At 39.1% G+C, this 15,382-nt stretch carries 12 protein-coding genes; 4 read left to right on the top strand and 8 right to left on the bottom strand.

What is annotated here, in order from left to right; genetic code table 11:
• Window positions 1-5 precede the first annotated feature (5 nt).
• The 3 genes from AC27FM_RS08140 to AC27FM_RS08130 are packed head-to-tail and all read left to right on the top strand — an operon-like array spanning window position 6 to window position 3,787.
• Window positions 6-2,900 carry a hypothetical protein gene (locus AC27FM_RS08140; protein WP_487087241.1) on the top strand — a complete coding sequence of 965 codons (2,895 nt, stop codon included), beginning with the start codon at window positions 6-8 and terminating at the stop codon, window positions 2,898-2,900.
• A gap of 58 nt (window positions 2,901-2,958) precedes the next feature.
• Window positions 2,959-3,426 (top strand): ASCH domain-containing protein, encoded by a 468-nt coding sequence (locus tag AC27FM_RS08135; RefSeq protein ID WP_487087240.1) that lies wholly within the window; start codon window positions 2,959-2,961, stop codon window positions 3,424-3,426.
• Complete coding sequence (locus tag AC27FM_RS08130; protein ID WP_487087239.1) at window positions 3,401-3,787, top strand: hypothetical protein; 387 nt, start codon at window positions 3,401-3,403, stop codon at window positions 3,785-3,787. Before AC27FM_RS08135 ends, AC27FM_RS08130 begins: the two co-directional genes overlap by 26 nt.
• A 36-nt stretch (window positions 3,788-3,823) precedes the next feature.
• On the opposite strand, the gene argH is transcribed toward AC27FM_RS08130, so the two are convergent.
• The 5 genes from argH to ilvD all read right to left on the bottom strand — a co-directional run bounded on the left by argH (window position 3,824) and on the right by ilvD (window position 9,730).
• Complete coding sequence (gene argH, locus AC27FM_RS08125; protein WP_487087238.1) at window positions 3,824-5,206, bottom strand: argininosuccinate lyase; 1,383 nt, start codon at window positions 5,204-5,206, stop codon at window positions 3,824-3,826.
• The gene (locus tag AC27FM_RS08120) at window positions 5,207-6,433 is read right to left on the bottom strand and encodes an argininosuccinate synthase (protein WP_487087237.1); all 1,227 of its coding nucleotides are present in this window, start codon (window positions 6,431-6,433) and stop codon (window positions 5,207-5,209) included.
• Window positions 6,434-6,656: 223 nt separating this feature from the next.
• Entirely contained in the window at window positions 6,657-7,622 is a 966-nt protein-coding gene (locus tag AC27FM_RS08115) for a bile acid:sodium symporter family protein (protein WP_487087236.1), read from the bottom strand.
• A 12-nt stretch (window positions 7,623-7,634) separates the two neighbouring features.
• Window positions 7,635-7,973, bottom strand: coding sequence for a metal-sulfur cluster assembly factor (locus AC27FM_RS08110; RefSeq protein WP_487087235.1), 339 nt, complete (start codon window positions 7,971-7,973; stop codon window positions 7,635-7,637).
• A 14-nt stretch (window positions 7,974-7,987) separates the two neighbouring features.
• Window positions 7,988-9,730 (bottom strand): dihydroxy-acid dehydratase, encoded by a 1,743-nt coding sequence (gene ilvD, locus AC27FM_RS08105; protein ID WP_487087234.1) that lies wholly within the window; start codon window positions 9,728-9,730, stop codon window positions 7,988-7,990.
• A gap of 700 nt (window positions 9,731-10,430) precedes the next feature.
• Between ilvD and brnQ the strand changes: the two genes are divergently transcribed.
• Window positions 10,431-11,825, top strand: coding sequence for a branched-chain amino acid transport system II carrier protein (gene brnQ, locus AC27FM_RS08100; RefSeq protein ID WP_487087233.1), 1,395 nt, complete (start codon window positions 10,431-10,433; stop codon window positions 11,823-11,825).
• 35 nt (window positions 11,826-11,860) lie between these two features.
• Here brnQ and AC27FM_RS08095 read toward each other — a convergent pair whose 3' ends face one another.
• The 3 genes from AC27FM_RS08095 to AC27FM_RS08085 form a co-directional block, all read right to left on the bottom strand.
• A complete protein-coding gene (locus AC27FM_RS08095) occupies window positions 11,861-13,867 on the bottom strand; it encodes a Na+/H+ antiporter (protein ID WP_487087232.1) in 2,007 nt (668 codons plus the stop codon).
• Between the two features lie 121 nt (window positions 13,868-13,988).
• Window positions 13,989-14,381 carry a large-conductance mechanosensitive channel protein MscL gene (gene mscL, locus AC27FM_RS08090; protein WP_487087231.1) on the bottom strand — a complete coding sequence of 131 codons (393 nt, stop codon included), beginning with the start codon at window positions 14,379-14,381 and terminating at the stop codon, window positions 13,989-13,991.
• Window positions 14,382-14,514: 133 nt separating this feature from the next.
• Entirely contained in the window at window positions 14,515-15,081 is a 567-nt protein-coding gene (locus tag AC27FM_RS08085; protein WP_487087605.1) for an O-acetyl-ADP-ribose deacetylase, read from the bottom strand.
• Window positions 15,082-15,382: the final 301 nt, after the last annotated feature.

Below are 15,382 nucleotides of genomic sequence, written 5' to 3'. Positions count from 1 at the left end.
AGTCTATGAGAGGGAAACTATTTTTACCACCAATTTCATTTATTTTATTCATGGGAATGATATTTTTATTTCACCATACGGTAAGCGCTACCACAAATTTGGAGCATACCAAAGTAGAACTAAAAGAGCATCTTACTACAGATGATTATCAAGAATTCACTGTCAAATATCAGCTTAAAGACGGTGAAGACAACTTATCGATCCATGTTACTAATATTAATGACATTATCATAAAAAAATTAGAGCAAGAATTAGGCGAAGAAAATATCAAAATTGCTACTAATACCATCGAAGTGAATTTAGAACACGATTTGGACGATAATCGGCAAGGTGATTTTAATTTTAGAATATTGAAAAAAGAATTCAATATCATTGCCATCAGCGAATCCAACGGCGACACTCTAATCACTAAGGAAATCAAAGCAGAGGTATCAGACGAGGAAAATATTGATGAGATCGAAAAATTAAAAAATATTGAGGAAACACTGAATCCTCAAAACCAAGTCGAGGATATTGATGAAGATCCTAATTTTGTCGATGAAGAACTAGAACGGTCTGAAAATATTTCAAGCAGTGACTCTTGGACGCAAACACATACGCTTAGATTCAGTGTTGGACCGACTCTCGATAATAACGGCAAGAATATCGCGGTACCAATACTCTACTTCGGTGATTTTAATTTTGTAAAAATGGGTATGATGCTCCGTGATGCGTACCAAAAAGACACAGCCAAGAATGCTAAGGGTCGAAAGGACAGTCTGACTGCTCCCAACTTTGTTCTTGTGACTGCACCAAAAGGAGAAAAAATAACTGCTGACGGGTATTTTGTTGGTAACGGTAGACATGTTTACGGTCATAACTTTGCTGATGCACAGATGTTTGATGGCAAAACAGGAGCAAAGGGTACTTTTGTAACTACTGACATTCATAATATCGAAACAAAAACTGATAATTTCCACATGCCATCAATGATGGGACCAGATAATTTAGGAACCACCGTCGCTATGTTGACGATTCCTAAGCTATACTACCGTATTGATCCGGAAACTGGCTTTGAACAGCAAAAGCTAGTCTTCCAACAACAATATGTCAAAGGAAAAATCAAATACAAAATCGAAACTTCGATAATTCAAAAATTCAATGAAGCTGGTGAAGTGGTCACTGAAGTCGACTACAAAAATATCGGCGATAAAGAATTTGAAAAATTCATGGGCTTTGTCTTCCATGACTTCACCTTGACCAAAGACTTTTCTCAAATTAAAAATTCTAAAGGTAAAGGTGTCGGCGATTACGTACCGATGAGGTCACTAGGAAATGGTCGCGGTCTCTACTTGCAATCTGAGAATGTTGAATCACGAATCAACCTACGTATGGACTTGGAAAATGGTCCTGAGGCTTGGGCAGCTAGAACATACACTAAATCATACAAATCCTTCAAAGGTTATACGAATGCTGGTGGCGTCCTCTCCTTCTTGACTGGTTCACTATTAGGTGCGAGATTTACTGGTAATCCATGGAAGCACAATATGAATGACAAGAATCGCGATAACACGTATAGGTCTGGACATGTACCCAAGAGACTTTTCAACGCCTTCATGAACGAGCAAGACCTGGGTGATAAAGGTAACGAACCGGGAATTGGTAAAAGATTGGGTAAATATTTCAATAAGAATCCGGCTAAAGCTACTTTTATCCCCGAAAATGAGGGATTGTGGGATTCTGGTCTGACGATGAGAACTAATCCAACGACTTTAGAAGTTGGAGACAGTGTACAGATCAGATATTCCAGATCCGTTGATATCAAGCGAGAAATGTCCGCCCCGGTTGTTTCACTTGATCAAACTGGTACTGATGAGAATCCAGATGTTATCGAATACAATAATCTAAAATACGAATTAAGTGGCACCTGGCATGATTTTGATAGTCTAAAAACAACCTTAATCAGAACTATCGATAGTGAAAATATCGAAGAAGGAAAAGAAATAAATCAGTTCCAACAAAGTAACTCTGAAAAAATCAAGGGAACTATTCACGATTGGAATGTTGATGCTGACCTTAAAGGTATTAAATCCGGTAATCATATAATTAGAATTTGGATGAAAGATGCTGAGGGTAATATTTCATTAGTCAAAAAAACCGTCATAAATATCATTAGAGAAGCAACGATTGAACCACAAATAATCATTATGAATCCCAAATCTCAAGTTGATCATCCCCATACAGTCATACAGGAGAAGTTAAATATGAGCGGCGTATGGTTAGATAAGGACAGTGATGAAATCGAATCCATAAAATATTCTATTGATAATAGTGATTTTATTGTTACGAATAATAGTACAAAGAATCCAACCCTCGGACATCGGGTTCCATGGACCATTCGAAATATCGATATTTCAAATATTCAGGACTTGAACGTCCACACTATCAAGTTACAAATAAGGGATAAAGATAATCACGAAGGTACTGACACTCTGTACTTCAAACGTAAAGAAGGTATCGTACAAATATCAGCACCACAGACGATCGACTTTGGTTCACAGATGATGCTCGGTGAAGATACTCCCCATCTCCACCCAAACTTTGATGAACCATTAGAGATTTTGGATTACCGAGCATACACAGGTAAGCCTCTAAACGTCACTTTGTCGATTTCGGAATTTACCAATGAAAACTACAGTAATGCGATCATGGATCATAGCGCCTACTGTAACGAACAACTTGCGACTGAAGATATTTATATCGGTAAAACCAAAGATCCACAGGATGGTAAATGGTTGACGACGACTGATTTCACAAAAAAAATTAAAGATGACATCTGCCTCGTCTTCAAATACGATGGCAAAGCTAAATATGGTAATTTTATTAGCGAATGGACTTGGAATGCGACGGATTCTATCTAAAAAAGCTCCGTATTAATGATATTATTTATACATAATAATTAATACGGAGGTCAATTCAGTGAATAAACAAACAATCAAAGCCTACTGGGATAAGTTCTTAGAAAATAAAAGTCCCAGAGAAGACTATCCTATCGGCGACATAAAACTTTTTGGTGGTGATGCCCAGGCCGTAGCAGAATTAGTAAATAACAACACAAAAACCGCAGCGACATCAGCTTATGACTTATATTCCGAAACAGATTATCTACCCACGGTTGGTGACTACAATATAATCCTCGATGGATCTGAACAACCACTTTGTATCACCAAAACAGTTGTAGCTGAAGTCATCCCCTATAACCTAGTCAGTTCCGAACATGCCTATCACGAAGGTGAAGGAAATCGTAGCTTAGAATACTGGCGTGAGGTTCATCATGACCTCTTCACAAAAAAATATGCTGAAGCTGGCAAAGAATTCACTGAGGATATACCTTGTCTGTGTGAGGTATTCGTAAAAGTCTATGACGAAACTAACGGAGATCTATAATCCCGCACTACCGATCATCCTCTTATCTCTAAAGACCAAATATGTACGGAGGATCGTCAGTGGTGAACAAACCGTTGAACATCGAAAAAGATTTTTACATCAAAAATGCCAAGCACTGATCTATTCTTCTGGTGAAGATAAGACTATCGGGACATTCTTAGAGCTGGGAACTCCAACAACAGTAGAAAATGGATATGAAATGTCTATTATCTCCCATACCGAACTTACCAATAAAATCTCATTAGAAACTGTTCAGGAAATGTTCCCCGGCTTTAAACCGCCACGATCGTATATTTATCTAGATAAACCAGAAAAACAATTATTACTCAATTATTTTTTACAGCAAAATATTAGTAAATAAAAAACGAGCACTAGGAAAAAATCCTAGGCTCGTTTTTTATTCGGCTAAATCTTTCTTAGCCTGTTCAATTTGCATTTTAACTTGTTTAAAACCAGTTCCACCAAATGAATTACGTCTTTCAACGGCAACTTCGGGCTTTAATTCATCATAAACATCGTCTTCGATCAATGGAGATATTTGTTTGAATTCCTCCATAGTAATATCTTGAAGATTCTGATGTGTCTCGATACCCTTCAATACCAATTGTCCAACTATACCGTGAGCTTCACGGAAAGGAATTCCTTTGGTTGCTAAATAATCTGCTAATTCAGTAGCATTAGAAAAGTCATTAATAGTTGCTGAATACATATTATCTTTATTGACCTGAACAGTCGAGATCATTCCATTGAAGACTTTTAGAGCAGGTAAAAGCGTTTTTACGGTATCAAAAGTACCCTCTTTGTCTTCCTGAAGATCTTTATTGTAAGCCAATGGCAGTGACTTCATAGTCGAAAGTAAACCTAACAAATGTCCATAGACCCGACCTGACTTACCTCTGATCAATTCTGCCATATCAGGATTTTTTTTCTGCGGCATGATGGAGCTTCCAGTCGTATACTTATCGCTCAATTCTAAATAATCGAACTCGTAACTGACCCACATGCTTATTTCCTCACAGAATCTGGAGAGATGCATCATCAAAATAGATGCGTTACTCAAAAACTCTAAGGCAAAGTCACGATCTGATACAGCATCTAAAGAATTGTTGTAAATATTACCAAATCCCAACTCTTGGGCGGTAAATTCACGGTCGATTGGAAAAGTCGTTCCGGCTAAAGCTGCGGCACCTAGTGGCATAATATCAGTGTGCTTGAGATTAAACTCAAATCTCTCAACATCACGTTTGAGCATCGAATAATACGCCATCAAATAGTGTCCGTATGAAATAGGTTGAGCATGTTGTAGATGGGTATAGCCGGGCATGATGGTTTCAACATTATCTTCCGCCAAGGTTACCAAAGTCTTTTGAATAGTTTTTATTTCAGCTATTATCTTTGGCAGGCGATTCTTGACGTACAAATGGAAATCAGTTGCCACTTGGTCATTTCTTGAACGGCCAGTGTGTAACTTACCCGCAACAGGACCGATTTTTTGAGTCAAAATACTTTCAATATTCATATGAATATCTTCATTTTCAACTGTAAATTCCAATTTATTATCGTGCAATTCCTGTTGTATTTCTTCTAACCCAGCGGCAATTTTGTCGCTATCAGCCTCATTCAATATCTTAGTCTTTTTCAACATTTTTACATGCGCTAATGAACCCTCAATATCTTCATCAGCCATTAGTTGATCGAAACTAATCGAAGCACCGAATTCATCGACCCAAGTTTCAGCTTGAGCTTGAAAACGGCCACCCCAAAGTTTTTTTGTACTCAATTATTGGACCTCGTGTACGTGTTGATCTTCATTTTTTTGTTCAACTTGAGCAGCGACTTGAGTTGAAAGTCCCCAAAGTTTGATGAATCCTTTGGCAGCAATCTGATCAAATGAATCTGATGATGTGTATGTTGCAAGATTGAGGTCATACAATGAGTTCTCTGACTTACGTCCTTGAATCCAAGTGCTACCTTTGAATAGCTTCATCTTGATAACACCATTGACTGACTTTTGGCTTTCATCAAGAAAGGCTAGCAATGACTTCATTAGTGGTGAATACCACAGTCCATTGTAAATCAACTCTGTTAGTTCTTTTTCAATAACTGGTTTGAAATGTGCCAAACCACGTTCTTGAACCAAATCTTCTAGTTCCTTATGTGCTTGGATCAATACAACGGCAGCAGGTGCTTCGTATACTTCACGTGATTTGATACCAACTAGACGATTTTCGATATGATCAATACGTCCGATACCATTCTCACCAGCAACTGTATTGATTTCTTGAATAATATCAACTAATTTCATTTCGATTCCATCAAGAGCAACTGGAATACCATGTTCAAAAGTGATTTCAATACTTGTTGGTGTGTCAGGTGTATCTTCAACGGGAGTTGTAATTGCAAATGCATCTTCTGGAGCTTCAGCCCATGGATCTTCTAGTACACCACATTCATTAGCACGACCCCAGATATTGGCATCGATAGAGTATGGTGAGTCAAGATCAATAGGAATTGGAATATTGTGTTCCTTAGCATAGTCGATCTCTTCCTCACGAGACCAATGCCAATCACGAACGGGACTCAATACTTCTAGGTCGGGAGCTAGAGCATGAATCGCAACTTCAAAACGTACTTGATCATTACCCTTTCCGGTACAACCATGAGCAACTGCGACTGCACCTTCATTTTTGGCTACTTCTACTAATTTTTTACTAATCAATGGTCGGGAGAGAGCGGAGAGTAGCGGGTAAATACCTTCGTAAAGGGTATGCCCTTGCAACGCAACAAGTGCATATCCATTTGCGAATTCTTCTAACGCGTCAATTGCGATTGCTTTAACGGCTCCTGCATTGACTGCCTTTTCTTTGATGAAGTCAAGATCCTTACCTTCACCAACGTTGATACAACATGCAATCACGTCATATCCTTTATCCTTAAGCCACGGAATGGCTACTGATGTATCCAAACCTCCGGAATAAGCTAGTACTACTTTCTTTGTATCTGTCATAATGCGTCTCCTCCGATTAGAAAAAAATTAATTTGATGTACAAAAGATTAACACCTTTACAATTTTGAAACAAGGGGAAATTTCTAAAAATGTTTATGTATACCCTTCCAAGAGGCATTACTTGCATATTTTTTAAACATTATGACCAAATCCCTTAAATTAAAATTAGGTTTTCTTTTCTAATAATCGGATAGACAATTGTTTCTATTATATAGACACTTAATTAATTACTTACGACTTCTGGAGTGATAGTCGTCCTACGATCAGTTCTGCCTCTCCAATACGATGAAAGAACTGAACCGGAAATATTGTGCCAAACACTGAAAATAGTTGATGGGATCGCAGCGGCTGGTGAGAAGTACATCATAGCTAAAGTGGCGCCTAAACTTGAATCCTGCATACCAACTTCAAATGTAATAGCTTTTCTTTGTGGATCCTTCAATCTGATAGCTCTTGAGAACAAGTATCCTAAACCATATCCAGATAAGTTATGTAAAACAACTACGGGGATAACAAGAGCTGTTGTAGCCGTGAACAATTCAGCGTGATTAGCCGAGATAACAGCTCCGATAATCATTAAGATGGCAGTTTGTGATATTAATGGTAATGCCTTTGTAACATAATCAATTTTCTTACCAAAAATTGTATGAATAACGACACCTAGGATAATGGGAACAAGAACGATTCTCACAGTACTCAAGAACAATGATTGAGTTGGAATCTCAACGTACTTGCCAGCATAGAGCATCAATAGACCTGGTAAAGCTAGCGGTGCTAATAATGTCGAAAGGGTTTCGATTGAAACATCTAAGGCAACATCTCCACCAGCTAAGTAGGCCATAACACTGGAGGATGTACCACTAGGACATGAACCAACCAAGATGACACCAACGGCAGTAGCTCCTGTCAAGTGGAATACTTGACACAAAACCCAAGCTACCAAAGGCATGATGACGTAATGAGCGATAGTTCCTAAAATAACTGGCAAAGGACGCTTAACGATACGGGCGAAATCTTCACCACGAAGAGTAAGTCCCATCCCAAAGAGAATAATTCCTAATAAATATGACGTGTTGGGAATGACCCATGCACTTGCTTGCGGCAATAGATAATTAAATACCGCCCAAATTACTACCAATACCGTAAACCATCTTCCAATCCATCGACCTAAATCTTCTACCTTTTGCATATAATCACTCCTCTAATTGTAATATCCCAAAGCCATTCGTGCGTTGAGACTCATCTTATCTGATGTCCAGGCAGGTTCCCAGACAATATTTATTTGTACTTCATCGATTTCTGGCAGTTTTTCTAACGCTGACTGAATCATATTTTCTAACACTTGTGAGATGGGACATCCCATTGTTGTGAGTGTCATTGTTACAACACAGATCCCATCGGTTAGACTTAATCCATAAATCAGACCTAGATTTACTAGATCAACTCCTAATTCTGGATCAATTACGCTCGTCAGTTGTTCCAGCATTCGATCTTGAAGATTGCTTAGTACATCAGTTTGAGTGCTGACTTCTTCTGCCATAAAATCACTACTTTCTATTTTTTATCCCCAAATAATTCGTCGGCACCTAACATTACACCGCCGGTATTGGCAGATGTTACTAAATATTGGTACCTTGCAAGATATCCTTGGCGAACTTTGGGTTGGAATGGTTTCAACTCGCTACGACGACTGTCCAACTCTGCTTCTGTCAAATCCACATCTAAAGTTCTATTTGTGAGATCGATCGTGATCTTATCACCATCATGAATCAGTCCAATTTCTCCACCTGATGCCGCTTCAGGAGAAACATGTCCGACACAGATTCCATGAGTTGCACCTGAGAAGCGCCCATCGGTGATTAGGGCGACTGTACGACCTAATCCACGTCCGATAATATCAGAAGTCGGGTTCAACATTTCGGGCATTCCTGGTCCACCTTTTGGTCCTTCGTATCTAATAACGACAACATCACCAGCTTTGACTGTTCCGTCATCGATCCCAGCTACGGCATCATCGTGTGAGTCAAAGCAGACGGCAGTTCCGGTAAATTCATGAATATCTGGATCAACACCGGCGACTTTGATAACTGAGCCTTTCTTAGCGATATTACCGAATAGAATCGATAGTCCACCTTGCTCAGAATAAGCATTATCTAACGGACGAATAACCTCTGGATTCAATGTATGAGCACCTTTGACATTCTCACGAACCGTCTTACCAGTAACAGTTGGTCGATCGGGATGCAGGACACCTTTTTCAATCAATTCATTCATCAGTGCAGGAATCCCTCCAGCCTTATGTACATCTTCCATCGTCCATGCTGAAGATGGAGCGATTTTGGCTAAATGTGGTGTTCTTTTAGCAATTTTATTGATCTCTTCTTCGCTATAATCCACTCCTGCTTCATGAGCAACTGCTAATCCATGAAGAACGGTATTCGTGGAACCTCCCATCGCCATGTCTAGTGCAAAAGCATCGTCAAATGCTTCTTTGGTCATGATGTCTCTTGGCTTTAGATCATTCTTGACATTCTCCATGACTCTTCTGGCGGCAGCACGCACTAGTTCTTTACGTTCATCCGAAACTGCTAGTGCTGTCCCGTTGTATGGCAGAGCCAATCCGAATGCTTCCATCAGTGAATTCATCGAGTTAGCTGTGTACATGCCAGCACAGGAACCACAACTAGGACAGGCATTTTGCTCTAACTCCAAAAAATCATCTTTGCTCATCTTGCCATCTTTGAATGCTCCAACCGCTTCGAACACGGTCGATAAAGTCGCTGCCTTCCCGTTAGGATCTACGCCGGCTTTCATAGGACCACCAGATACAAAGGCACAAGGGACGTTAGTTCTAACTGAAGCCATCAGCATTCCCGGAGTGATCTTGTCACAATTAGGCATGTATAAGACGCCATCAAACCAATGGGCGTTAATCACTGTTTCGGCCGAATCAGCAATTATTTCTCTACTTGGTAGCGAGTAGCGCATTCCAACGTGTCCCATGGAGATACCATCGTCAACACCGATCGTGTTGAATTCAAATGGGATTCCTCCGGCTTTTCTAATCTCATCCTTCGCAATATCAGCAAGTTCTCGCAAATGAACATGCCCGGGGACGATCTCGATATATGAATTACAAATGGCAATGAAAGGCTTCTTCATGTCTTCTGGGCTCTTGACTTGACCAGTTGCGTACAGCAGGCTTCTACCCGGTGCACGATCGACGCCGACCGTAATCTCATCACTGCGTTTTTGCATGTCTTTGCCGCTAACATTAAAATTTAGCGTATTACTCATCTAAATCATCCTCTTTCCAAAAATATTTATGATGAACTCTAAAATTAGATTTTCTAATTTTCTTCTAATTTTAACTTTTGGACATCATTCTTGAACAACCCGCTTATAACACGGCTTTGAATCAAGTGATTTGAATCTTATCATCAGATTTTAAGAATGTAAACAGCTTTTATAATATTCTTTTAATCTAAGGGAATACCCTCATGATTATATTTTTGACTCATTTCTTATATTATTCAGCCAATTTATGGCAATCAAAAAAAGTTTATTAATTTAAAATTAATATTCACCCTTGATTTTTAATTTTTTCATGCTTATAATAGGCATCAATAAAACAAACGTTGAAGAAAAAAGTAGAAATCTCAATTACGCACAGTGAGTCACGTTCAATGAGAAGTGACCGTTACGAGAATTTTGAAAATCATTTCTGAGTTCGATGTCGATATGTAGATCATCGTGGTTGCCACCAATATCAGGCTAGCAGATCAACAGGTCTGCGATTTGAGTGAATAGTTTATTTGGTTAAACTATTCAAAAAGGTGGTACCGTTCTACTATTAGAGCCCTTTTTCCCTATCGGGAAGAGGGCTCTTTTTTTTTTCAATAATTTAAAGAGGTGAGGAAAATGGATTCTGATATTAGTGGCATTACGCAGATTAGCAATATAAAAAATACAACACCATATTTTAGGGGGATTTTCCATGCAAAACGATTTATTAGAACCAAAGTCAAAAAAGAATAATTTCTTACAACTGCTAGTAGTCAGTTCACTCATCTTCGGGATGTTTTTTGGATCAGGTAACTTGATCTTCCCAGTTCATTTAGGACAAATGGCTGGTAACAACTGGCTCGCAGCCGCCGTTGGATTCGCAGTTTCTGGTTCCCTATTTCCATTATTAGCTATCTTAGCCGTAGTTATCACTAAAAGTGATGGGCTATACGACCTAGCACGTCCAGTCGGAAAACATTATGCCGCACTATTCCTCATCTTGGTTCACTTGACCATCGGACCTTTCTTCGGTACACCACGTACTGCCGCAACCGCTTATGAAATGGCAGTCAAACCTTTTCTACCTGCTCAATTCGATCGTGTAAGTATGTTACTATTCACAGCTTTGTTCTTCGGAGTTGCTTACCTACTCACAGTTCACCAAAACCAACTATTAAAATACGTTGGTAAGTATTTAAACACCATCTTCTTGGCATTATTGGCCGTAGTCTTCTTAGTAGCATTTCTTAACCCTATGGGGGGATTGAATCACATGCCTACCACTGCATATCAAACTACTGCAACTGTCAGTGGTATGTTGGAAGGTTACAACACGGTTGATGCCGTTGCATTATTAGCATTAAGTGTTACCTTCGTACATGCTGTCCGTGGACTTGGATACAAAGATCGCGAACTATCATCATTAACAGCTAGAGCTGGTACTTTAAGCATCGTCCTAGAAGTTATGATCTATGTCGGATTGGTTTTATTAGGTGCTTTCAGTTTGAACAAAATGAAATTATCCGCTAACGGTGGTGATGCACTATCATCAATCGTTGGATATTACTTCGGTAACTTCGGTGCCGCTCTCTTAGGTCTATTAGTTACATTAGGTGTCTTCACAACTGCCATGGGATTGGTTGCTTCCTTTGCTCAAGACTTCCATAAGTTATTCCCTAAAGTAAGCTACCTCACATGGTTACGTATTACTTGCTTCGTATCATTCGCAGTCGCAAATGCTGGTCTTGATACCATCATCAGTTGGTCATTGCCAGTCTTAATGCTTCTATATCCATTGTCACTAGCATTGATCTTAGTATCATTGACCGTCCACTCAAAACCATACGCCGGTGTAGTATACAAGATGACTATCGCCTTTACAGCATTACCCGCTGTCTTAGATATGTTTGCATCTGCACCTGCCGCATTACAAACAGGCTTTGTAAAATTAGCAGTCAATGCTTATCATCAATACTTACCATTCGCTAGTCTCGGACTAGGCTGGGTAACGCCAACACTCTTAGGATTTGCTTTAGGACTAGTCCTTGGTAAAATGGGAGTCTTCGTTACCAACAACTCCGCAGTTACTCAAAATTCTAAGTATTAACGCAAAAAAAATAAGCCCACTCAGGCTTATTTTTTTTACTGTTCAAACGTCTGAAAACTAACTAATTGATCAGTCGATATTTGCTGATACAATTCATTACCTAATTCTCGGCTGTACTTATTAGTAGATACTTGAGACTGAACAAAATTGTGTTCATGCTGGAATACTTTGACTAATAATTCGTTTTGTTTATCTTGCGAATCACGATTACCCGATAGACGGCGATTTCGTTGGTCAAAAGCTTTTCTAACGATACTAGTTTCTACTTCATTCTGATCATTCATCTGTGATGACAAGAACTCTATGACCTTTTGATATGGCTTAGCTTCAATCTCACCGATTCTATGCCACATTTCTCGATTTCTAGCAAGGGCCTCTTCACGGTCCAAGTCACGGTATCTTCGAGCATTCTTTCTAATGATCTTACGACGCAGGCGCGCCTTCTTACTAAAGGAAATCCGAGCAATGATATTGAAGCGAAGCATCAGGATAAATTGTTTCCTAAAACCTCGAGAGTTTTGAATAACTGTCTGACGCATGAATTTTGAATACAGATTGTATTCTTGATTATTTATTTCTGAATTTTGTAGCATCCCTTCGACTGTCGTCGCTTCAATATTAAAGGCTTGGTCAAATAATTCCGACAAAGTTTTTCTGTTTGGACGACCTTCAACTACACGTTGCCCTTCAATGATTCTAATGAGCTCACCACTTTCTGGTAATTCATTATATTCTGCTTGAACCATGTGTACAGCATTACTTACCATCTCTGACTTAGCCTTGATCAGTTCACTCTCATCAAATGCCGATTCTTTCTTAGGAAGCATAAATGGCAATATAATAGTAGGAACTATCAAACTGATCAAAATAACAACCGCCGCCACAAAGATAATATCATTTCGATATGCAAAAGGTGCTCCACGCAAAGTTAGTGGTAGAGAGAATGCCATCGCTAACGTAATAGTTCCATGTACGCCACTCAACGCCATAACTAGACTATTCATGACCTTATCATGAAAATTCCAAGACCGTATCTTAGCAAAATCGAATTGCGTCCAGAAAAATCTTAATGCCGCCATTATCACGTACAATAGCGCACCCAATCCAACTAGAATGATAATCGAACCTGTATCACGTTCGTGCAACTTTTGAACAACTTCTGGTATCGATAGCCCTAATAAGACAAACACCATACCATTCATAATGCTGGCTATGATCGACCAAGTAGTACTCATAACGATCTGTAATCTTGAAGTCGTCAGTCGCAGTCGATTCTGTTGCATGCCGTGGATCAATCCAGTTGCCACAACGGCTAATATACCTGATACTCCAACAATTTCAGCTACCAAATATACTGCAAACGGTGTTAGTAAGGTATATGGAACGATGACAGAAGGCGTATCGACACGTTTATTGATCAGCAAAATTCGTAAAGAAACGATCAAATAACCTAGGATCAATCCAACGACGATCCCGCCAACAAAGACATACAAGAAGTTTTCAATCCCATCTGCGACGGAGAATTTACCGGTCACTAACGCCGCAATTGCTAAGTTAAACGCTACGATACCTGAAGCATCATTGAATAGCGACTCATTCTCCAAGGTATTCATTGCTTCTTTAGGTACTAGGACCTTGCTCGTTATCGATGATACCGCAACGGCATCAGTCGGCGTGATGATGGCTCCCAACGCCAACGCCAGTGCTAATGAAAATTCCGGAATCAGTGCATGCGTGACAAATCCTACAACTAAGACTGTGATTATTGCTAAGACGACTGACAATGAGAGTGTCGTTCCCATTTGATGCATCAGTCGTCTAATATTAGTGTTTTGACCATCATTGAACATCAAGGTCGAAATGATCACAAACAAAAATAATTCTGGTTCTAATTCAAAATTTTTATATAGCGGTACAAACGATAAGACTAAACCAGCTGCTATTTGCAAAAAGGCCACTGGTACCATATTAAAACGGGCATAGACAGCATTCGCTCCAACTACCGCTGCAACCAAAAGTAAGACTAAAAAAGCAGTTTCCAATTACACGCCCTCCCCCACAATTTTTAACTTTTTAATTCTAACGCATTAGCCACAAAGTTGAAACTAAAAAAGAGCTGAAGCAAAACAATCTTTGCCAAGCTCCTAATTTTATTTGAATGATTTACTTATTCTCTTTATCAACAGATTCCGAAATCTTCTTCAGATACATGATCATTTCATCTTCTTTAGAAGATTCCTCTTCTTCGGCTTCCTCAGCTGATTTTCTTGCATTGATGACGGTGTTCATTGCCTTGACCAAGAAGAAGACTACCAAAGCGATTATCAAAAAATTAATAATAGATTCAATGAAGGCACCATACTTAAATGTTGCTTCTCCAACTTGAAACTTTAAATTACTTAAATCAATTTTCCCCAAGAACAATCCGATCAGCGGATTGACCAAGTTACTTACTAATGACTGAACAATAGCAGTAAAAGCGGCACCCATGATGACACCGACTGCCAAGTCCATGACATTACCACGACTGATAAAATCTTTGAACTCTTTAATCATAATTCATTACTATCCCTTCTATAAATATTCTTATAATTAATTATGCTATTTTTCCAGTGACTTAGACAACAATTAACTACCCCTCAAACCGAATTGTAGAACTTTTTTGAAGAATTACAAAAAATACGTTTACCTAGTAACCGGCATCATAAATATAGTCATTCCCACCATCATAAACATCAATGAAGTCTTCATACTCGTCATATACTTCATCATCAAAACAAGTCATCAGTACTTCCATATGGTAATCAGAGTTACGTTCCAACCAGTCGCCGACTGCTAGTAGAGCAACTTCACATGCATCTTCCAGAGGATAACCATACACACCCGTAGAGATAGCCGCAAAAGCAATCGTATGCAATTTATTGTCCTTAGCAAGTTGTAGCGAGTTTTGGTAACAATCCGTCAACATGACTTCATCATTAGTACTTCCTGAATAAACTGGACCTACCGTGTGAATAACGTATCGTGCTGGAAGCTCGTAACCCTTGGTAATCTTGGCCTGTCCAGTCTCACAACCATTCAAAGTCTTACATTCTTCAAGTAACTTATGACCGGCAGCACGATGAATCGCCCCATCGACCCCTCCGCCACCTAGCAATGACCGGTTGGCGGCGTTCACTATTACATCACACTTGACCTTAGTTATGTCACAAACTTCAATATCGATCGTACTTGTCTTATGCGTATTTTTTTTCATGTCATACCCACCTAAATTTATCTCATTTCCTTTAATCTTATACGAAACTTTTTTAATAAGAAACAATTTTTGTTTAGTTGTTACTTTGAGCTTCAATACCTCAGCTATGTGCAGTTGATCATCGTCTTCAACTGGAACCATGACTAAATCACCAATATTAATATCCTGATCGTCAGTCCAGTAATCAGCTCTTTCACCACTATTAACCAAGGATACCTTGCAAATAATACAATTGTCCATATCAACATGACCGTCCTGTTTGGAGTACTAAAAAAGAGGCTAGGATATTGTCCCGCCTCTA

This window comes from Companilactobacillus sp. y65-5 (assembly GCF_057541095.1).
This window is presented reverse-complemented; position numbering and strand designations above follow the sequence as displayed.